The following is a 22,303-nucleotide window of genomic DNA, read 5'->3' as shown; positions in this document are numbered from 1 at the left end:
CGCAATGACTTATATCGCTTTCATTCGGAGAAAAAATGGATTTTTTGGTGCCAAATATAATTACAAAAAAACGAACATTGTTGAGTGTCGTGCTAGCTGGATTACTTGTAGGATGTGGTGGTTCCGGTAACTCACAAAGCAGCGCTAAGCCAGTTGAAGCTGTTAATGCCCCTCCTGCTGTTTCAGTAACAAATAAAGAAGTACTTGAGGGAAAAGAAGTTACTTTATCAGCCGAAGCAAATGATTCAGATGGACAAGTTGCTTCCTATCAATGGAGTCAAACTTCAGGCCCTTCCATAGCGTTACAAAAGACAAACGAAAAAAATTTGGTGTTTACAGCTCCTATTGTTACAGAAGATACACCACTTGTTTTCCAAGTAACTGTTAGTGATAACGATGGCGGAAAAACGACATCGTCTGTAAATGTGACAGTAAAATCTAATATGGTAGGGGTAACATTAAAAGGCAAGGTAGCAGGCTCTCCAGTCGCTGATGCAAAAATTAAAGCTCGTGTGAATAAAAAAGTATTCGAAACACAAGCGGATAAAGATGGAAACTATCTCCTTTCAATTTCTGTTGATGATTCTCAATTAACCGACTTAGTCCAAATTACGGCATTAGGTGAAGGACAAAGTAGCCATATTAAATTAATGTCATACATAGATAGCTTAGAAAAGGTCATTAATATTGCTGGTGATGACAAAGTACTAGATAAAAATGAGCTGTTTGGAGTAAATATTACTCATGTGACTACTGCGAAAAGCGCTTTAATGCATCAAATCAATAAAGGTAACGAAGTTGCAGATGTAGAGATGTTAAATCGCTTGAGTGATCAGATAGACGTTGAATTAGTATTACCGCTTGCTACTGCTGTTAAGTTAGTTATCGATCATACAGATAAATTTGCGACTCTTAAGTTGCCTGAAGGGGTTAATGACACATTGGCATTAGTCAATGATCTGCCAATAGTGACTGAATATTTGAATCAAGCGCGCTTAAAAGGAATAAAAGAAGTTGAAAAAGCGACGAAGGAGACGCTAACCAACCCTGAAGTTTTTTCAGACAATGTCGGTTCAAAAGATGTATTCGTGAATGATTATTATAGGTTGAACAATTCAACTTTCGGCATTGGTGAGCGTTTTGATTTGAAGCAAGATGGAACAGGGAGTTATACCTTTGAAAACTCAAAAATCCAATTAACATGGGATATTGTTCCAGAAAAAGGGATTCAAATAATATTCCCTGAAAAAGGTTTATTAGTCGACACTGACCATGTTAATGAGCCTGATGGATCTTTTTTAAAAAATCGTTATTGGACTAAAGCCTTTTTCAAACCAATATTATCAACATCTAATAAAGTTCAATTTATTAATCAAGTTGAGTTTTATGTTGAATATCAAAATAACGAAAAGCCTGCAACATCTCCTACTTTGGGAGAGCCTGTTTCCATAGCCTTTGTAAAAAAAAGTAATACCTTAGATAGTATGACACTACTTAAACAAGGCGTAACTTATGGGATATCTGCGTTTGATTCTCTTCATTTGGTCGATGATGAAAATAAGTTATCACTTCTAGGCTCCAAAAGAGCAATGAAGATCAATTTTAAAGAAGAGAATAAAGCCGAAATTCATGCTCCATATCTAACTGAAGATAGTGTGGGTTATTCTATCAAATTCGCTAAGGTTGAAGCTGACTATAATTTTTCTGACAACGGTGCTTTGAATGTGTTGACCAAGAATTCAGATGGTAAAACGGTTGAGTTTAAATATCGCTTCCTATCGTCTGATAAACCTCATAATTACTTCGGAGTTCAAACTGAAGAGGATAGTAAGTTTTTCTCATATACATCTAATTTAATTGAAAATAATTCTGTACAAAAATGGAATCAACAAAATGTTGTCGGCATTTATCAGCTTAAAACAAGCCGATTTAGTTCGCTTAATTCATTTTGGATAGAAATAAACGCCGATGGGACAGCATTGCGCGTCTTAACTAATGATAGAAATAATGATGGTCAGTTGAGCGTAAATGAAATTAGTAAAAGACCAAGTCGATGGAAGCTAAAAGATGATGGTATGTTAAGCATTCGATATTACTTGGAAAAGACCGAGTTTGGGTTAACGGTTTGTTTATCAGAGGTGTTCACTCCGGGTAATGATGATTCATGTCGCATCGCACATCAACGAGATTGGGATTTGTTTAGTATAGATAATAAGCAATTTCAAGTGATGGAATTCCATCAGTTTTTTACCGTGCCCTCGACTAAACATTTTAGTTTTGCCTCCATTAATAGAACTTGGACAAAAGTTGCCAAGCGCCCGATTGAGTTATCTGATTAACTTTCCCAAATTATTCTGGAGTAATATCAGTGCTGTTTAAGTAGAGTTCTACAGCACTGGTATTTCTACGTAGAATAGTTTGCAATCATAAGGGTAGCTTTCGTTATTCGTTGTGTTAAGTCCGTATCGTATATCATTCCAGTATTCATTATCTTTGTATCAGCTAAAACATAAATATTCAGATCCTATTCCACATCAAATGCTAAAAAGTACAAATTGATAGCAGTGAATTTAAGCGTGATGTTTACCAGTCTTCCGAGTATGGTACTTCGTATTATCGAGGCTCGTTGGGAAGCAGTATCTCTCTCTTCTAATGTATTTTAATTAACAAACAACCACTTGGCTCAGTAATGTGGTGACTGCTCTCAAAGGTTATTTCGAGAAAAGCAGGCGCGAATTATTGTAAAAGAAAAACTCTTATATAAAAGTGGATTAGCATAATCCTGCTTGAGTTTTTATTTTGTATAAGTAAATAATTATTCTTTTTAGGGTTGACAGTGATGTCATAAGTGTTTAATTATATGATTAATTAATATAAATATATTTTTTGAACTCTATGAAATTTGCATTTTTACTCTCACTGAACCTCTTACTCCTATTTAAAAGTAGGCGTGGGATGCTTGGTTAATTTCATTTGAGACCAGAAAACCCGCCTACGAAGTGCGGGTTTTTTTATGTGCATTCCAAAATCACTAAATCTGGAGGAACCATGAATAATCGAGTGATCGTTTTTGACACTACATTAAGGGACGGTGAACAAGCTTTGGCGTCCAGTCTTTCAGTGAATGAAAAATTGCAAATTGCGTTAGCCATTGAGCAGCTGGGTGTTGATGTGATGGAAGTTGGTTTTCCTGTTTCTTCTCCTGGTGATTTTGAGTCAGTTCAAACCATCGCGCGAACAGTAAAAAACTCAAGAGTTTGTGCCTTAGCGAGAGCTATTGAAGCCGATATTCAAGCTTGTGCGGATTCATTGAAAGTCGCTGATCAATTTCGAATTCATACCTTTATTTCGACATCGGATATTCACGTGTTACAAAAATTGAAGCGCGAGTTCTCCGATGTTGAGCAAATGGCGATAAATGCGGTGAAATTTGCTCGACGATTCACTGATGATGTCGAGTTTTCTTGTGAAGATGCTGGGCGTACTTCAATCGATAATCTATGTCGCATGGTGGAAAGTGCCATTAAAGCAGGTGCTACCACAGTCAATATTCCTGATACAGTCGGTTACACTTTGCCTAACGAATTTAGCAGCATTGTTGAGCAGTTATTCAACCGAGTTCCTAACATCGACAAGGCCATAATTTCAGTACATTGCCATAATGACTTAGGTATGGCCGTCGCGAACTCTATGTCTGCTATTCAAGCTGGAGCAAGACAGGTCGAATGTACCATTAATGGTATTGGTGAACGTGCCGGAAACTGTTCGTTAGAAGAAATTGCCATGATCATTCAAACCCGTCAAAAAATGCTAGGTTTGTGTACAAATATCAATCATAACGAAATTGCTAAAACATCTAGGTTAGTCAGTGAACTGTGTAATATGCCAGTGCAACCCAATAAAGCTATCGTGGGCAGCAATGCATTTAGCCATTCGTCGGGTATACATCAAGATGGCATGTTAAAGGCCAGTAATACTTACGAAATCATGACGCCTGAAAGTGTTGGGATTTGTAAGACCAAATTGAACTTAACTTCTAGAAGTGGTCGTCATGTTATTAAACACAGAATGGAGAGCCTAGGATATAACGACACTGACTTTGACCTAGACAAGTTATACCAAGATTTTTTGGCTTTAGCTGATAAAAAAGGGCAAGTATTCGACGATGATTTAGAAGCCTTAATATTTAATATTAATCAACAATCTAATTCTGCTTTTTACCGACTAAATACCCTTAATGTTCAATGTGGTACAGGCCGTTTTGCTACGGCCAGTATTGATATCGCTATCGGTAATGAAAGCCAAATAAGTTCAGCGACAGGTAACGGGCCTGTAGATGCATTAATTAAGGCGGTTAAAGACGCTGTTGGCATTGAATTTAAAGTTGAAGATTACAAAATCTCGAATAAAGGTTCGGGTGGCGATGGTTTAGGAAAAGCGGCGCTTGAAATTGTATGGGGTGATCGTCGCTTCCATGGCTATGGTATCGAAACGGATGTCGTAAAAGCTTCAGCACTCGCTTTGGTGGACGCCTTAAATAGTATTCACCTATCGCGGACGGTGACTCAATTAAAAATAAATCAGCAGCAATTAAATAAGGATTTGGCATGTTACGTGTAGCGGTATTAGCTGGGGACGGAATTGGTCCTGAAGTGATGGAACAAGCGATAAAAGTATTGAATGCTGTATCGCTGCAATATGATTTTGAAATTGATTATGATCACCATGATGTGGGCGGTTGTGCCATTGAACATCATGGCGTTGCATTGCCTGAATCTACATTGAAAGGTTGTGAGCAAGCCGATGCTATTTTATTCGGTTCAGTAGGTGGTGAGAAATGGTCAAGCTTACCGCCAAGTGAACAACCAGAGCGTGCTTCGTTACTTGGATTAAGAGGTCACTTTGGGCTGTTTTGTAACATGCGTCCAGCACAATTGCAGTTGTCTTTGTCACAGTTATCGCCACTTCGAGCAGATATATCATCAACAGGCTTTGATATTTTGGTGATGCGAGAGCTTACCGGTGGCATTTATTTTGGCGAACCGAAAGGTCGTCGGGAACAGGATACAGCACAAGAAGCCGCTTTCGACACCATGATTTACTCTCGATCTGAAATCGAGCGCATTACTCGTCTTGCTTTTGAAGCCGCACAAAAACGTAACAACAAAGTAACCTCAGTTGATAAGGCAAATGTTTTGGAATCTTCGCAATTATGGCGTGAAGTCGTTATTGATATTGCTAAAGATTATCCTGATGTCGAACTTGAACACATGTATATCGACAATGCGGCAATGCAACTTGTACGAGCGCCGAATCAATTCGATGTGATTTTATGCTCTAACTTATTTGGCGATATTTTGTCTGACATTTGCGCCATGATCACTGGTTCTATGGGGCTTTTACCATCGGCCAGTTTGAATGAATCTGGGTTTGGCATGTATGAGCCTGCTGGTGGTTCGGCTCCTGATATTGCCGGAATGGGCATTGCTAATCCTGTTGCCCAAATTCTATCTGCGTCATTAATGCTGCGTTTTAGCCTTAATCAACCACAGGCCGCTGATGCTATCGAACAAGCTGTATCGGCTGTGTTAGAACAAGGATTCTTTACTCGTGATTTAGTGTCTGACCCAAGTCAGAACCAAGCCTTATCAACCGCTGAAATGGGTGAAAAAATTTGCCAGCATATTGTTCAATATGCGTCGACAAAACAGGGAGGGCAGTAATATGGCTTCGACACTATACGACAAGTTATGGCAGCGAAATCTAGTAGAACAGCAAGAAGGGGAAACGCCACTTATTTATGTAAATAGACATTTGATCCACGAAGTAACATCTCCGCAAGCATTTGCAGGGCTTCGCTTTCATGGTCGGCAGCTACGTCATCCTGAACGCACTTTTGCCACTATGGATCACAATATTTCTACTCGCTCAATAGCCATGGATGCAGCAGGAAAAAACGCGGCTAATCAGCTGGCAACGTTAGAAAAAAACTGTATTGATTTTGGTGTTACCTTATTTGGTATGGGGCATAAAAATCAAGGGATTGTCCATGTTATAGGGCCAGAGCTTGGGTTGACTTTACCGGGAACTGTTATCGTTTGTGGTGATTCCCATACCGCGACTCATGGCGCATTTGGCGCATTAGCCTTTGGTATCGGTACGTCTGAAGTTGAGCACGTATTTGCGACTCAAACACTAAGACAAAACAAAGCCAAATCGATGAAAATTCAGATCAATGGCAAAGTTGGTGATGGGATTAGCGCCAAAGATATTATTCTAGCCATTATTGGTAAAACCGGCTCCGCAGGTGCCGCTGGGCATATAGTGGAATATTGCGGTGAGGCAATAGATGTGTTGAGCATGGAGCAGCGCATGACCATTTGTAATATGAGCATTGAGTTCGGAGCTAAAGCAGGATTAATTGGGCCAGACGAAACGACATTTGCTTACCTTAAAGGACGAGATTATTGCCCAAAAGGGAAATTATGGCAGCAGGCTGTAGAAGATTGGAAAACATTAAAAAGCGATGTTGATGCCCAATTCGATAAAGTGCTTATTATGGACGGTGCTGAGATCAAACCTCAAGTTACTTGGGGAACGTCTCTTGATCAAGTTTCAGAAATTGATGGGGATGTACCTCATCCAGATTCTTTTGATGATGCCGTTGAAAGAGAGTCCTGTGCTAAGGCATTGCAATACATGGGATTAACCGCGGGTACCAAAATATCAGATATAAAAATATCTCATGTATTTATCGGTTCATGTACTAATTCTCGTATTGAAGATCTTCGTGCTGCCGCTAATACCATACAAGGTCAGCAAGTTTCTAAGGATGTAACAGCCATAGTCGTTCCCGGATCTTATCGCGTAAAAGAACAAGCTGAAAAAGAAGGGTTGGATGAAATTTTCGTTGAAGCTGGATTTGAGTGGAGATTACCCGGTTGCTCCATGTGTTTAGCGATGAATGATGATGTATTAAAAGAGGGAGAACGTTGCGCTTCAACCAGTAATCGTAACTTTGAAGGTCGGCAAGGTAGGGGCAGCCGTACTCACATTGTTAGCCCTGAACTGGCAGCAGCGGCTGCAATTGCGGGACGATTTATCGAACCTGCATTACTTAATTTAGAGGGAATTGGTGATGGAAAAGTTTATTAGACACTCTGGGAAGTTGTTGCCATTAAATAAGGCCAATGTCGATACAGACCAAATCATTCCTAAGCAGTTTTTACAGAAGACAGAAAGAGTAGGTTTTGCACAGCATTTATTTCATGATTGGCGTTATTTAGATGATCACGGCAATATTCCTAATCCAGAATTTGTACTGAATCAATCAGAATATCAAGGTGCAAGCGTTCTTTTGGCGAGAGAAAATTTTGGCTGTGGCTCAAGTCGTGAACACGCTCCTTGGTCGCTGCAAGAATATGGCTTTAAAGTGATCATCGCCCCAAGCTTCGCCGATATTTTTTACGGCAACTGCATCAACATCGGTGTGTTACCAATTATTTTAAATGATGCTCAAGTCAGCGAACTGTTTTTGTTAGCTGAAACAAATGTATTAACGATTGAGGTTAATCTAGTAAAAAAGACCTTATTAGTTAATGACAAAGAATTCAGCTTTGACATAAAAGAAGTGAATCAAAAATCATTACTTGAAGGCGTTGATAGTATTGGTAAGTCTTTGCATCGATTAAAGCAAATCCAAGCTTTTGAGCAGAAGATGCCTGCTTGGCTGTAACCTTGACTTTTAGAGTGCCCGAAAGAAAATGTCGGGCATTTTTTGTCCTATTCCTTTTTACTTTCTTGAAACCTTTACAAATAAAATATTTCTATGATTAAGTAAAAGTAATAAACAATTAACATTGCTTAACATGTTGTTTTTATTTGGTTTTGTTTAGTGTTGTTTTGTGTGTGGTTCGTGGGCTCTTTGTATTCTGTTTTAAAGCTGTTATTACTTATTATCAAGTAAATAAGTTGTAAGGTTTTGTCATGAGCGTAGAGAATTTGTCAGTTCAGGTTACTAAATCTGATGCTGTTTTAAACTGGGAAAAACTTCAAAAAACGTACAGTATGCACAGTTTAAACGAGCAACAGACTCAAGTTGTTAGCTTTGTTAGACCGGGAAGAGAGTATCAAATATTAATAAACAAAGAGACAACATATAAAGAAGCCATAGATGAATTTTTAACAATTCTTGATCGGCATGAGCGCCCACAATTTGCAGCGCCTAAAATTGAGCTAGCATTTCGACAGCGTGAATTGGAGCACTATTTATGGGGAAAAGCTTTGAATCTTCCAAACAGTTATATTCAGTTTGAAGGTTATGTAGTAGGGCCAGAATACGATTCATTGAGCGGTTTTCGATACAGAGTTACGAATAACGGGTCTGCAGTACAGTATTACTCATAAGAATGCTGAATGCTCCCCTTATAGCTAAATCAATAAAAAGCTCTGAGAATGCCATTTTATACTGATTTAGCTATATTACTCACAACCAAATAAAATCTTTGGTTGAATTTGCGCTACATTATCATTGTGTTACATTGGTGAAACTCATTGAATCATCATAAAAATAAATCATGGATGAAAACATTTCTGCTTTTAGAGAGAGTTACCGCTCAAATATGAGCGCTCATTATCACCCTCACTTTCATTTCTTTTTTGTTTTTTCTGTAGGTCTAGTCGTTATTCTTTACTCTGCTTTTGAAGTAAAGAACGTAAGCTTGCTTGAGTGGTTGACAGTACCTATCACCCTAATTTGTGTGAATTTTTCAGAGTATGCGGCTCATCGCTGGCTTGGACACAGGAGGACTAAAATTGGTCGCTTTTTCTACCAAAGGCATACAGGCGATCACCATCATTTTTTTGATGAAAACAATATGAACTGGGAAACGCTAAAAGACTGGAGAGTGGTGTTATTTCCTTCATACCTAATTTTAGCTTTTATCCTCGGTATCGCATTACCTATAGGTAGTGGTTTGTATTTTTATGTATCCCCTAATGCAGCATATTTAATGGTCAGTAGCGCCATATTTGGTTATTTGTTGTATGAAGCTTTGCATTTAAGTTTTCATGTACCTGATGATTCCTTTCTTAAAAAAATTCCTTTTTGGTGGCAGTTAAAGCAACTTCATGTCATGCACCATGAACATAAGTTGATGGTCAAAAAGAATTTTAATATCACATACCCTTTATTCGATTGGTTATTGGGGACTTTGTTTTTTGATAAGAAAGGTAATAGTTGATTATAACCTTTACGATAGAAGCTTTTGGAGATGACTAATATCTGTATAAGGCATTAAAAGTATACTGAATTGACTTTTAGTGTTTGAGTAAACTTATTTTGCTCAAAGTGAGATAGAAATCTGCTAATGATCCATCAAATAAATAAATTCTGGTGGTTCATGCATCAAAAAATGTTGGTGGGATATGTTCCAGCTATAAGCGCCTGCATGTGTGAAAACAACATAATCACCTATATGAAGAGTTTTAACTTTTTGATCGATAGCAAGAACATCTTTGGGAGTACAGAGTTGCCCAACTATTGTTACTTGGGAGTTTGATATTTCGAAGCCCTCTGGAATACACTCTGAGTCAATATTTCCTCTCGATATTATATAAAATGGATGGCTGTGGCTTTGAGCTGCAGGGGTTCTGAAATGATGAGTTCCACCGTGAATGATTGCAAACCATTTACCGTAGGATTGTTTAATATCAATAACCTCAGCGATATAAAATCCCATAAAAGCGGTAAGAAAACGACCACATTCAAACCTTATAACAGTATTTTGCAGCCGATATTGTGCGATTAATTTTTCAAGCTCAATACAAAGTTCACCCCAATCGAATTGATTTTGTGGTTGTAAATAATTGATACCAATACCGCCACCAACATTGATCATGTTTATGTTCAACGAATGGTGGTCAGCCCATTTAATGACTGTTTCAAAATACAATTTGAGTAACTTTATATGTTTTTCTAGTGAACATTGATGAGACATGAGATGGAAATGAAAACCTTCAAATTTTAAAAGAGAGGCTACATTGTCAGACTGCAAAAAATTCAACACTTCTTCGATGTGTTCTGTTGTAAAGCCAAAAGGAGATGGAACGCCACCCATTGCAAGTCGGCTCACTTGAATATCTGAAATTGGGATATTCATTCGAATTAAAATACGACAATGACACTGCTTAACTTTGCAAAGTTCATAAAGTCGCCTCAGCTCAGTCATACTCTCAACATGTATCATCTCTACTTTATTATCCAGTGCTTTAGCTAATTCCGTTTTCAGTTTTCCAGGCCCCCCAAATGTAATTGGTAATCCTAACTTTTCATGAACAACATGTGATAGCTCTCCGCCTGATGCCACTTCAAAACCATGAACGTAATGACTCAAAACCTTAAGTATTTTGGGATCTGGATTAGCTTTTACGGCATAAAACATCTGAACATTTTTGGGAAGATGATCCATTATTTTTTTTAGATGAGTGCTTAATGCATTCAAATCGTACATGTATGCACAAAATGGATTCAAAGGCTTTCGTTGCAAATGTTTCCGTATAGGCAAGATGAGAGGATTATTCATTTTCTCTCCTTAGTGTTAGAAATCATGGGATTTTTTATGGTTTGATAACCAGATTGACTGTCATGTTTTTTAAATAACCTTACATGCAATGGTTCTTTGGAGATCAGTCCTGCTCCATTTATGATTTCCTCTACTTCTTTGGTGAAACCAAATTGAGATTGGAATGAAATTAAGCAATCTAAGACAATTGACCATAGTTGTTTTGCTAAGGAAAGATCATCCTCTGCCAAATGGTTTATCGCTTCACTAAGGTTATTGATAAATAGGCAGTAGTTAACTCTATTCCAACCTTTTTGCTGTGAGTAATGAATTGACTCAATTTGAATATCAGTCAATGTTCGCAATCTATCTTTAGGCCATTGGTTGTCGATTAATTTTGTACCTTCCATGTCTCGAATCCAAAGGCGGCAAGGAACACCTTCTCGATAACCGACCAAAATGTTCTGTAAATGTGGCTCAAATACAACGCCCTGTTTAAAATAATAAAGAATCGAATTGATCAACAATTTGGCATAGTGTTGAAACCAATTCACACATAATTGATGATACTTCTCTTTGGATTGCTCAGCGCTAGCCATGAGACGTAGTCGTAATACACCTTCCCCATTAGCGTTGTCAGAAAATAGATAACAAGCCACTTCGGGTTCGTATTGTTTCATCAAGTTAACGGATATGCCTTGTCTGATAATTTGTCCAAAACATTCAAACAATAACTCTTGTTGTTTTTTCTCATCTTTATCAGATACAAAGCTTGAGAGATCGATACTGCTGGCGTAGTTCTCACTCATAAAATCAAAATACTTTAGAGCTTTCGGAGAATCTTGTTTTAACTTCGCAACCAGCTTAGAAAGAAACACGGCTGTATGTAACTCATAAGCTGCATTTTTCCTAATACAGTTAGTTAATCGGACATGCATGGAATATTTTACGAATTGATTTTTAGATGATTGATAAAGAGTTCTGACTGATGAGGTTGGGTAAAAAGACTCGCCATTGATGCCTATTACTTCAATATCACCGCATGCCATAGCCTTCTTTAATAAAGGCTGCGAGATTATGAGTTCAGTTTCCCATGGATGGCAGGAATAATATGAGAATTCGGTTTGACTTTGCTGGTAAACAACTTGTTCCGTTTTAGAGTCACCTATATGAGAAATTAAGTCAGCTTTCACTTTAAACCAAAATGGCTGAACTAATGATCTTACTTCTGGCGAGCATTCTAATAATTGTTGTTGAGAAATTCCTCCTCGACTTTTAGGTGCTGGGTGAAATGTATGACCCCAAAGTATGCTTTGTTCTGCATTAAGTAATGAAGTTGCCCCATTTTTAGAAACTAATATTGATGGAATAAACTCACGCCGTTTTGCACTAAATAATGTAATGTTATTGATGCTATTTTGTATCTGCTTCAACAACTCAAGATTGAAACCTGTTTGCGTAGTTCGTGCTAGATGACTTAACAGCAATATGCAAAATTCATTTGGAGTTAGAAGATCACTAACTTCTGATGCCGTTTGTAATTTCACTATTCCCTTAAGCTTTACTTTACCGAGTAAACTCATGTGAGAGACTTGTAGTAATAGCCAACTTTGTTCATTGCTGAACGTTACTTTCAGCCACATGTCGGATAGTTGGAGGTCATGACTAGTGAGAACCTCGCATTGATTGTTAGGTATGGCAAATTCTCGTAAATAACAGTTCAATAAAGGTTCAATGCCTTTTATTTGCGCGAGTGACCACCTTGCTTCAATTTCATTGACTGTACTTAAAGCAGATGAGCTAGAAATTTGTTCTTCTAGTTCAAGTTTTATTTTATTCATTGCATGAACTCCACATTAATAGGTTACGGCTCTATTGTTGAGTGATTTAATAACGTCCATGCAATGACACTTCCCAAGACTGCAATCAAGGCTGCAAGTATGTAAGGTGCTGTAATATTAAAATGACTGACCATTTGCCCAGCTAATACACCAGCAATTAAACCTGCGCACTTGCCACTACTATCGAACCAACCAAATGAATGACCTGAGCGATTTAAGTCAGCATGCTTACTTAGCCATGTGTGTATGCCACTGAAGCAAAACAACATCGCTAGGCTTAAGAAAATTCGTGCAATAACAATTGCGGTAATGTTTATTGCAATTTTATGTAAAACGGCAGAAAACATAAGACTAAAGAAGCCGATGCAAATTTGTTGCCGTGCAGATAGCTTTAGCATTTTTAATTTTTGCACCAGAAACAGATAGATAAGATGAGGTAATCCAAACAGCATTCCAATAATAAAACTAGATTGCACACCCAATCGATGCATTAGTGGGAGAAAATAAGGAAACGTCATTACCAACGCAAAGCAATAACAAAAATTAACAACTAGAATACTGAGAAAATGTTTATTGCTGTTCTGAGCTTTATCAGGAGCTACATTGTCGGATTGTACATTTGCACTACTTGTTAGGCGTTCATCTAGAAATAACCAACTGATGATAAACGCCAATAAAGGCAATAAGCTCAGATAGCTCATGAGCTTTGGCGCGGGAATGACGGACAATAGCAGCCCGATTGTTGGTGGTGCAATGATAAAGGCGCATCTTGCCGATGCCTGAGTGAGGTTTAAAGCGGAAGAAAGCTGTTTTCCTTGGAAACGTTCACCTAAGTAAGCATTTGATGCGGCTAAGCAGCCACCTGAGATTCCTTGGATAAATAACCCTATTATGAATACCGTTGAATCGGGAGCGTAAGCACAGATGATAAAACTAATAAATAAGCCTATTTGTGCTCTTAGAAGTGACAAGCGTTTTCCGAATGTATCAGCAAATTTTCCCCAAAGCGGTGAGCATATGGTCGTCCCCAGCGCAGGTAATACATAAAGAAAGCCAATTAGGGATATGTGAATGGCACCCGCATATTGTTTTAAGATAATTGGTAGAAACAGCGGCATACCTAGTGCAACGAAGGCACTGAGAAAATGACAAAACAAAATGATAAATGTAATTCGTTTTGAATGTTCCTTACTTAACTGAGAGATTAAACTGGCCATGCGGTATTCCTTAAAAAGTTTTTGCCGGAGTAGCCATAACATTTATTAATATCTTTGATTTTCAATGCTGCCTTTTCTTCTAAGCAACCAGATCGCAGCATATATTTAACTGGATAATATTCTTGCTCAAACAAAGCGTGCTGGGCAAAATCAATATTCAAGCCTTGCTGTTCGAAATTATGCAATTTCAGTTTTATTTTTTCGGAAAAGAGGTTGATGAGCTTCGTTTTAAATGAGTGATCATTTTGGCTAACTATGTTGATCAGAGGCAGAATATTAAGCTGTAAAGTGATGGTAATAAACATTTCAGCCAATTCTGTGTCGCTTTGTACTGCGATTCGCATATCGTTTAAATCTTCTTTACATAAAGGGGATTGAACGCGCTGTAGGTAAGGATCGAGCTGGGTAAAATTGATTCGTCCAGAATCATTATCTTTTAGTAATAAACTTAACTTGTTGGATTCAAATATGAGTAATAAGTTTTGCTGATGTGCTTCAAGGCAAATTCCATATTTAACCCAAAGGGTAAGGTGAAACGTGATGACCAAATCAAAGTAGTCTTCAATCCAAGAATCTACTGAGCCGCAATAATAGTGGTTTATTAGTTGGACAAGATAATTTTTATCACAGCATAAAGAAGCAACTGAACAGACCGCTACTCGATGATTGAGATCAGGGTATTTTCTAACAATGTACGCGATGTTTTTGTTTGATTTGCAGTACGCACCATGTTGCTCATTAACATGATTTGCAAGTGGAGCAAGCGTTTTATCACTTCTAAGTATTGTGTTAATCAAGCTCTCAAACCAATGTCCATCAAAAATAGTGCCTGACTTGATCAACCTCAGGTTCTTTCTACCAAGGGTTCCTATTGCAATAGGGAGCTTGATATGAATATTTGGAAAATCTATCAAAACAACAGTACGCATAGATAAAGTCGGTTTGACTGATAGATAAGCTTTTTCGCTTAAATAATAATTGTCAGGAAGAATGGGTAGTTGTTTAACTGTGAGCGGATGAATAGGAACAAGTACATGACTTTCCGATAAATGAGCCGCTAGTTCTAAGTCATTAAAGCTTGGCCAACAAGAAGGTTGCTTCGAGGTGATTTCTATTTCTTGCAGCGGAACGGCCAGCCACCTTAATTTGAATTGATTAGCATAATCTGGAGAGTATTTACGATACTCCCTTTCATTAAATCCAACTTTTGCTTTGGCTGTGGGGTAGTATGGATGATCACCAAATGCGGCAATTTGTTCGCTTTCAGCAAGCGTTTCATGCCATGTTCCATTAAAAGAACAATCGCTTTTAAACTTATTTTTGGCTGCATTTGAAAGTTCGCATTGTAATTCGGCGGTTTTAGCTTCCTCTCTAAATAAATCGTAATTATTCTTTTGCTCTGCAGGTAGACCTGATGAAAGCAAATCAAGCCAAGCTATATAACCGCTACCTTCTTTTATTTTGTCATTTGTTGGCGACGTATAGAGCCAACTTGAAGTTGCAGTACACCAGCGTTGAATGCTGTCACCTTCAAGCAGGGGAACATAAATGGTATAAGGATTTATATGGGAAATGATTAGCCAAGCGGTAGGATTTTCGTGATGCCACACCTCTGCTATCGCACCATCAAGTGTGTCAACGATAATGCCACTACTCAAAATACTTCGAACATCTTCTTTCAGGCACGTATTTATGATGCGTATACTGATATATTCTTTGGCATTCATTGAGTTACCTCCCAATGAATATTGGAAAGCAAATTAGAGGTATTGGCCTGTAATTGTGATTTGTCATTCCCCCAAGTCATCAGCAGAGCTAAGTAATCTTTATTTGAATTGGTAATCGTTATCTTTTCACCTAGTTCTCTAAGTCGCATCAGACGACAGCTTGATTGTTCCGGGAGATGTAAAAACGAAGGTTGACTCGTTAACGTACCGCAGTCATTTGCACTTATATAATTAAGTTGTCCGTAACAATAATTTAATTCAAGCGGCGGAAGTTGTTGCCCTGCATGAATATTAATGATGGTTTCAAACCAATCAAAACTCGATAAATTATTGACAAAAAATTCTGAGCCGTCCCCAATACTGCGATAATTAATCTCTACCAATACTGGTCCGTTTTCAGTCGCAATAAACTCACTGTGACAAACACCAAGATCAATTCCAAATTCTTTTAGTTGCCTTAATGCTTCATCTTGATGTTTTTTAACATTATCACCATTCCACTCAGCAGCTGTTTCGTAACAATAAGGCCAAGCACTTAACGTAACGTCAAACCCACCAACTACCTGTATTTGATTTCCGTCTGAAAGAGTTTCAATTGAAAAAAGATCGCCTTTGATGAATTCTTCTAGCAATAATGCAGTCGACCAATCATAGTCATTACAAAACTCAATCAATTCGTCTTGAGTTTGGCAAATTTTGACATTCAAACTTGCAACGCCTTCACGAGGTTTGGCCACAATAGGAAAAGGTATATTTGGAGGAATTTGGTCTTTATTTGTTACTTCTAAAAACCACGGGGTTGGTAAGTCTTGCGATAATAAACGGTTACGCATTGCTGCCTTGTTTTTGGCCTTATAACAAATGTCCCAATTTTTTCTTGGACACTGAAAGTAACCCGCCACTATAGCTGTTGTGGCTTGAATGTGATCGCTATTGGACATAACAACTTTAGGAGAGAGTTGCAGACTCAATATCAAATCAATGACTAAAGTGGGATGACTAGTATCGACTTGATAAATTGATAATGATTGATCGTCAACTTTGTCAAAGCGCTTTTGATAATCTTCAGCATACGAACTGAGCAAAACAACGTGATATCCCATGCGCATCGCAGTAGGAACAAATCCTTGTGTTACCGCTCGATTTACAGCACAGGTAAGAATCACCAAAGTAGGTGGTTGCATTCTTAACCTAAAAATCAAATAAACAGTAATACGTAAGATTGAACGATATAAGAAAAGTTCATATTTTATACAATTAAGAGTTTCAGTTATTACGAATCAAAGATTTTTAAGGCTATCTTCTTTGCCTTGAAAAGGCAGTTTTCATATGTGAAAAAAAAGAGTCTAAATGTGTTTTGTATTTGTAAATGTAACTCACTTGTGTCCAAATTCGAGCTGCTTACTAGCCCAATTACACTGGATAAATATCACTTGGTAGTTACTTCAGTTTAAAGTTATTAGATGATGTTTTAAAAACACAGTTAAATGCGTCGATAGCACCATTAAGGCTGTAATTGTCTGTGCTTTTGTCTTGCTCTATAACACTGATATCTATAGAGAGGTAATTGAATCGAGTCCCTGCTGATAGCACGGTATAAAAACTGTTTTTAATTTCTGCTGTTGTAAATTTATTGCTGTTTCAGAAGATTCTAACGGTCAATATGTCCAAGTACAGATTAATCGTTTTTATGGTCAGCCTGCGGAATGGCAAGGTTATTTGAAAACACTGTAAAGATTAAAAAGGTTAGTGCGCAGTTAGGCTGGTTTAAAAAAATATGCTGGTTGCTCTACGAGCCGTGTTCCATGCTGTTGGTTATATCTTCTTGCAGCAGCGTTACCTAACTGCGCTCCCAAAACTAAACCAACCGGTCCAAGTGCTAAGGTTCCAGCCGTCGCGCTTATACTGGTCAGTGCTAATTCGGATATTTTATGGCCATCAGCAGGTATTGGTTTAAGCATTTGTTGGTATGTGGCATTAGGTAGTAAGCGTTGAAGATTAGTGTACTTTTGTTTGGCTAGCTCTATTGAAATTTCATCGTGCCACATTTGATGGTAGGCCGCATTCACGTACTGAGCATTGCAAACGAATTTTTTTAATGGGTCGTAACTTCTTATACATTTTGGTTTGTTATCTTTCCCTGTAAAAAAGACGCCATATATATGCGGCTCTGAGGCGTTGCATTTGATTTCATACCTTGCCCAAGGGTTAGTGTTTTGGTTTAGTGTTTTCACCGCATCTGTAATTTTGCCAGCATCAGGAATGCCATGGAATAAATACTCTAATTCGGCGCAGGTTACAGGCGAGGTATATTTTTTGGTTGAGTCAAAGTCATAATTTTGAGTGTATAACTCAAGCAATTCTCGATAAGTTTTCTGTTTGAGTGGTGAGTCAAAAGCTTGATACTCTCCACACGCAACTTGCCTCAAACACTGCTCTTGCTCAGAAAGTCTGTGGAAACGATAGGCTTTGGTTTGAGGACTCGAATCGCTAACTTGGTATTTTGTATGCCCAATGACAAGATAGAAGTTATAGCCATGTTCATCTGATTTCATATCTTTGGTGATATAAGCAGCAGATCCTTTTAGGTAACATCTATTGAGCCTTTCCATCGCTTTATTGCTTACTTCTACATCATCGGTATGTAATAGCGCATGGAATTGAGTCAAAGCATCGTCCATATTGATACCAAATAACCAGTTTACAGCTCTTGTCGACCAACGGTTATTGATTGACTTAGGGGTGAACACCTCACTTCCATTCATTGTGGTAAAGTCATCAGCTGAAATGCTTCGTTCAAGCCTAAAACCAAGTAAACTTCCTGATATTTGTATGGAGGGAAATTGAGCACTCATATCAAACACCAAAGCATGATTTAGATAAACCATTATAGGTATCCGCTTGTATCTGATATAAGAATTTTTGCTTATATAGAAGTCAGTTATCTGATAATCACTCCCAATAAACTGCCTTGGCAATTCTCTTCACTTTGCCTTTTGCATAATTCCATCTTGTCAAAAAAACATGGGAGGTAGTAATGCAAATTGCTGTTAACTCAGGGTAAACAGAAATGCCCAGAACACGCTCTATTAATCTATCAAGATTTTATGCAGGCTTTCGAGTAGTTTGGTTTTTTGCCTTTAATGCATTTTTAAACTGAAGTGTTGAATTCATTAAGTGATCATCAGATGTCGCTAATAGTTTACGAAAGCTATTAGGATTGCCATTCGCTCTATATTGAATAGTCGTGTACCCATTGGCTGCAGGTGCTGGTAAGGCATGTTCACGCGATGATGGGGTTAAATATGGCTGTGGCGTTACTGGAATGGGGGATGGTATTGAATCACTTGAAGGAACATTATCTTGTTCATGAATTGAAACGTAATCATCATCAGATGAGCTTTCCGGTCTTGAGTCTGTCTGTCGAAGAGTTGTATGTGATGAAGTCGGATAAGAAGCAGGCAGAGGCTCGACCGCTGCTACATGACTGGAAGAGGTAGTTGCATACATAGGATTATCAAGTGTGGAAATAGTAGAGGCTGTGAACCTTGAATGAATTGAACGTCGAGGTTGAGAGTTTATTGATGAAGGCGTTTGCATTACTGACTCGGGTGTTGGTCGCCCAATCTGAGAGTTATTCCGAGTTTCAGTATAATTAGCTGCAGTTCGTGAAGTTCCGTATGAAGTATTTTGAGAAGTAGGGATTTGCTCATTTGGTCTTTCAAGTGGAAGTGGTGAAGGCAAAACTTGAAGGTATTCTCGATCATTGAAGCCTGAGTCTCTTGGATGAGGCGAAGCAGAGAGAGTTGAAGCTTCACCTGTAGATCTTTCTAATGTTGCTGCACTTATATACAAAGGGTTATTGTTATGACTTGATGAAGGTTCGGTTCTCGCCAGTTGAGTTTGCTGATGTCGAGAGGTGAGGTTAGCGTTGCCTTTTTTATTAAGACGTTTGAGTATACCTGCAGCGACTAGAACGCCACCAGTTGCCACTACTAATGTGAAAGTTACTACTCCTACCGCGATGTATATTAATAACCCACCATTAAAAATATTTTTGTCTTCATTTATAACAGACTGTATCGGGGTTGAAGTGACGGATGTTGCCATTTTCAAAATACTGCTTGCAGTTTGTTGGATACTTTCTGGTAATTGAGTGATCAGGGGCTCGATAGTAGAAGGCTCAATAGCTTTAGATACTGCCGTTGAGGAAACAACAACGTTAATTGACGAAGTTAAGCCATCAGCCGAACCTAGAGTCGAAAAAAAAGTTTTACTAAAACTGACATTGTAAGTTGAACTAGGCACTGTGTTACTTGGCATGAGCGGTTGTGCTGCTTCATCAACTTTACAAGGTGGCACATCACTGGGCTCTACAGCACACCTTTCCCTCGGCTCAGGTAAATGACCGCATAGGCTATGAGGATAGCGATCTGGTGGGGTAAAACAGTGATGGGATTCATGTGTAAAACGAATTCCATATCCATCAATATAATTATTACATTTCACTTGCTGAAAACAGTAGGCTTTTGGTGATGAGAAAGCACCATGATCATTCAATGAATATATTTTGCAAAGAGTTGTTTTTGCATTTTTTGTAATAAAAGCGTGTGCGGTTTCATGGTGCCTAAGGCCGAGTAGCGTGCCATTAGAATTGTATGTTTGTGAATACTGCTGACATGCAACGCTTGGATATTCGTTTGGCTCTATGTGAGGAAGCTTACAAAATGGTAAATCACCAGCAGGAGTCGCTCTTAAGTTGCCCTGTACAGGACAAACAGGGGGATGTTCAAAATCGAAATTGTCAAAATCATAGGCGCGATATACCGTGCCGTCATGGTAGTGACAAAACTGAGCGTGCCCATTATGAGGGTGGCAATTGTGCATAGTATTTCGTATTTGTATTCCATAGCCTCCGTCAGAGCACTGTATTAATGAGTAACAATCATCCGACAAAAAATAAGGGTGAACGTCACCGTAAACAAACTTACAAGCTTGAGAGCCTTCTACTCGGTATGCGGGGGATGGAGAACCGCCAGTGCCTAGTACGTAACGAGTACCATTTTTTTCGAAAAAAGTTGGGTGTTGTTCACATTTTACCTCTGGTAGCGGTGGGTTCGATACTATAGAGTCGCCTTGTAAAATATCTCTCTCATGCCGGAATAGTTTATCGTTAAGTTTGTTAAGCTCAGTGAGATTTTTTCTCTGTGTCTGTTCTTCAATAGTTGCCTTTAAAGGCCCTTCAGGTGCTTGCGAACCTGATAATTGCCACCAGTTATGGAGACTCTGGCCAATTGTGTTTCCAGCATAAGCACCTCCAATTCCACCGCCTAACTTCAAAACCTCTTTCGTTATGGAGTAGGTAAAACTGTTTGGAGTTACATCAAACCACTCCATGACTTTATGGTGGACGACTAATGCTGTTCCTGAACCGACCAATGTACCGCCAACAGAAAATGCTATATTGAGGGCTGGAATTCCTTTTATAAAATAACCAAAACTACCGACAATAAGTAGGCTCACAATTTCACTTTCTCTGCCTTTGGTAACGGCATCAGCTAATGATATTTTTTGTTCTTGTTGATTTGAATCTGGCTTCCCTTTTTCGATTTGCGATTCAATCATTGAATCAGGTTGTTCAGCTTCTTTAAAAAATGAAGCTAATTTGAATACTCCTTGTGTAGCAGCACCCGTAGCAATTAACGTAGTTAATGTTGCAGCAATTCCAGCAGGAGGGCTTACGAAATAAAAGCACACCCAAGTTCCGAAAAGGGCTCCGACTATGGTTTTACCTGTTTGCCCTGTAATTGTGGGGTTTTCGAGCTGATACGGAACCAACTCACCGTGAACGGAGGCTTCTGCAGTCGTTATTTCTTGAGCTTCACAATCCATTTTGTAGGCAGGGTTGGAATCATAAAATTCACGTAATTTATTATTTGTATTGGGAGAGGGGTTAACTTCTGAACAACTCATATTTTGCTCCTATACCATTTATCGTGAAATAAACAAAGCGAAAATAAGGAGCCCTTCATGGCTTTATTGTTGGTTACAGATTTAGGTGATAAGGAAAGTGTGAATTTTCTCGAACACTTAACCTCAAATATGAAAAAATATTAAATTAAGCTAAAACCGTAAGTTAACCCATTTAAAGCGCTATTGCTTATTAATTTTTTTTAATAGATTCAGGGCGTGTTGACCTTTCAGGATTAAATTTTGTGCTATTTGAGCACTTTTCTGTTCAAGGCGTGAGCAGTGAAGCTTAGCCATCTAAGTAAGCTGGTCACAACAAAGAACAGGGAGTGCTCAAAAGCATCGAAGACAGCGTAAATTGGTACTTTCTTTGAAACTGAGAGCTGCTGCGTTATCGCTTGTTTAAGTGGCCAGCCACACTTCACAAACTCTGCCTTGCATAAGACAACCAATTTATCACTGCAAAAACAATCACGAAAGATCAACACGCCCTAGTATACAAATACTACTTTTATTCATTTGGCATAATAATTAGATTGTGTTCTCAAAAAGAAACCAATAGTTCTTAACGCGAATCCTTGGCATACCCTTTGCTTTATCTCTCACATAACTCCATCTCGTCAAAAAAAAGTCATGGGAGACGAACATGCAAATTGGTGCTAGTTCTTTGTATACAGAGATGCAAACGATGAAAGGGGAGATTACTCCTTCAATTTCTCCGCAACATCATGGAATGCGTGAGATTAATAATGTAAATTCGTCAAATTTTAATGACGTTCTTGCGAATGCCATTGGCAATGTTAATCAACTTCAGGCGACATCAGCCGATTTATCGACACGATTAGAAATGGGTGATACCTCAGTAACGCTTTCCGATACCGTTATTGCACGTGAAAAAGCCAGTGTTGCATTTGAGGCTACGGTACAAGTTAGAAATAAACTGGTTGATGCTTACAAGCAAATAATGAATATGCCTGTTTAATGGC

15 protein-coding genes are annotated in these 22,303 nt (G+C 38.4%); 8 read left to right on the top strand and 7 right to left on the bottom strand.

The window, feature by feature from the left end:
• Window positions 1–47: 47 nt before the first annotated feature.
• The 7 genes from AC1EU0_RS08130 (at window position 48) to AC1EU0_RS08100 (ending at window position 9,242) form a co-directional block, all read left to right on the top strand.
• Complete coding sequence (locus tag AC1EU0_RS08130; RefSeq protein ID WP_480301867.1) at window positions 48–2,339, top strand: PKD domain-containing protein; 2,292 nt, start codon at window positions 48–50, stop codon at window positions 2,337–2,339.
• A 709-nt stretch (window positions 2,340–3,048) separates the two neighbouring features.
• Window positions 3,049–4,620, top strand: coding sequence for a 2-isopropylmalate synthase (gene leuA, locus AC1EU0_RS08125; RefSeq protein WP_480301864.1), 1,572 nt, complete (start codon window positions 3,049–3,051; stop codon window positions 4,618–4,620).
• The gene (gene leuB / locus AC1EU0_RS08120; RefSeq protein WP_480301862.1) at window positions 4,608–5,723 is read left to right on the top strand and encodes a 3-isopropylmalate dehydrogenase; all 1,116 of its coding nucleotides are present in this window, start codon (window positions 4,608–4,610) and stop codon (window positions 5,721–5,723) included. The genes leuA and leuB overlap by 13 nt, the downstream gene beginning before the upstream one ends.
• Window position 5,724: 1 nt before the next feature.
• Window positions 5,725–7,155, top strand: coding sequence for a 3-isopropylmalate dehydratase large subunit (gene leuC / locus AC1EU0_RS08115; protein WP_480301861.1), 1,431 nt, complete (start codon window positions 5,725–5,727; stop codon window positions 7,153–7,155).
• Window positions 7,139–7,735: a 3-isopropylmalate dehydratase small subunit gene (leuD, locus tag AC1EU0_RS08110; RefSeq protein ID WP_480301859.1), complete on the top strand. Its 597-nt coding sequence runs from the start codon at window positions 7,139–7,141 to the stop codon at window positions 7,733–7,735. Before leuC ends, leuD begins: the two co-directional genes overlap by 17 nt.
• A 251-nt stretch (window positions 7,736–7,986) precedes the next feature.
• Window positions 7,987–8,406, top strand: coding sequence for a hypothetical protein (locus AC1EU0_RS08105; RefSeq protein WP_480301857.1), 420 nt, complete (start codon window positions 7,987–7,989; stop codon window positions 8,404–8,406).
• Window positions 8,407–8,576: 170 nt separating this feature from the next.
• Window positions 8,577–9,242, top strand: coding sequence for a sterol desaturase family protein (locus AC1EU0_RS08100; RefSeq protein ID WP_480301855.1), 666 nt, complete (start codon window positions 8,577–8,579; stop codon window positions 9,240–9,242).
• A 123-nt stretch (window positions 9,243–9,365) separates the two neighbouring features.
• Here AC1EU0_RS08100 and AC1EU0_RS08095 read toward each other — a convergent pair whose 3' ends face one another.
• The 7 genes from AC1EU0_RS08095 to AC1EU0_RS08065 form a co-directional block, all read right to left on the bottom strand.
• Window positions 9,366–10,583: a type III PLP-dependent enzyme gene (locus AC1EU0_RS08095; RefSeq protein WP_480301853.1), complete on the bottom strand. Its 1,218-nt coding sequence runs from the start codon at window positions 10,581–10,583 to the stop codon at window positions 9,366–9,368.
• Window positions 10,580–12,403, bottom strand: coding sequence for an IucA/IucC family protein (locus AC1EU0_RS08090; RefSeq protein WP_480301852.1), 1,824 nt, complete (start codon window positions 12,401–12,403; stop codon window positions 10,580–10,582). The genes AC1EU0_RS08095 and AC1EU0_RS08090 overlap by 4 nt, the downstream gene beginning before the upstream one ends.
• A 23-nt stretch (window positions 12,404–12,426) precedes the next feature.
• Complete coding sequence (locus AC1EU0_RS08085) at window positions 12,427–13,620, bottom strand: MFS transporter (protein ID WP_480301850.1); 1,194 nt, start codon at window positions 13,618–13,620, stop codon at window positions 12,427–12,429.
• The gene (locus tag AC1EU0_RS08080) at window positions 13,608–15,347 is read right to left on the bottom strand and encodes an IucA/IucC family protein (protein WP_480301848.1); all 1,740 of its coding nucleotides are present in this window, start codon (window positions 15,345–15,347) and stop codon (window positions 13,608–13,610) included. The genes AC1EU0_RS08085 and AC1EU0_RS08080 overlap by 13 nt, the downstream gene beginning before the upstream one ends.
• Window positions 15,344–16,531 (bottom strand): ATP-grasp domain-containing protein, encoded by a 1,188-nt coding sequence (locus AC1EU0_RS08075; protein ID WP_480301846.1) that lies wholly within the window; start codon window positions 16,529–16,531, stop codon window positions 15,344–15,346. Before AC1EU0_RS08075 ends, AC1EU0_RS08080 begins: the two co-directional genes overlap by 4 nt.
• A gap of 573 nt (window positions 16,532–17,104) precedes the next feature.
• Window positions 17,105–18,202 carry a hypothetical protein gene (locus AC1EU0_RS08070; protein WP_480301844.1) on the bottom strand — a complete coding sequence of 366 codons (1,098 nt, stop codon included), beginning with the start codon at window positions 18,200–18,202 and terminating at the stop codon, window positions 17,105–17,107.
• 250 nt (window positions 18,203–18,452) lie between these two features.
• The gene (locus AC1EU0_RS08065) at window positions 18,453–21,320 is read right to left on the bottom strand and encodes a hypothetical protein (protein WP_480301842.1); all 2,868 of its coding nucleotides are present in this window, start codon (window positions 21,318–21,320) and stop codon (window positions 18,453–18,455) included.
• Between the two features lie 643 nt (window positions 21,321–21,963).
• On the opposite strand from AC1EU0_RS08065, the gene fliE reads away from it, so the two are divergent.
• On the top strand, window positions 21,964–22,299 hold the full coding sequence (gene fliE / locus AC1EU0_RS08060; RefSeq protein WP_480301840.1) for a flagellar hook-basal body complex protein FliE: 336 nt from the start codon (window positions 21,964–21,966) through the stop codon (window positions 22,297–22,299).
• Window positions 22,300–22,303 lie beyond the last annotated feature (4 nt).

The sequence above is a fragment of the Parashewanella sp. 2210YD4-3 genome (genome assembly GCF_056591735.1).
This window is presented reverse-complemented; position numbering and strand designations above follow the sequence as displayed.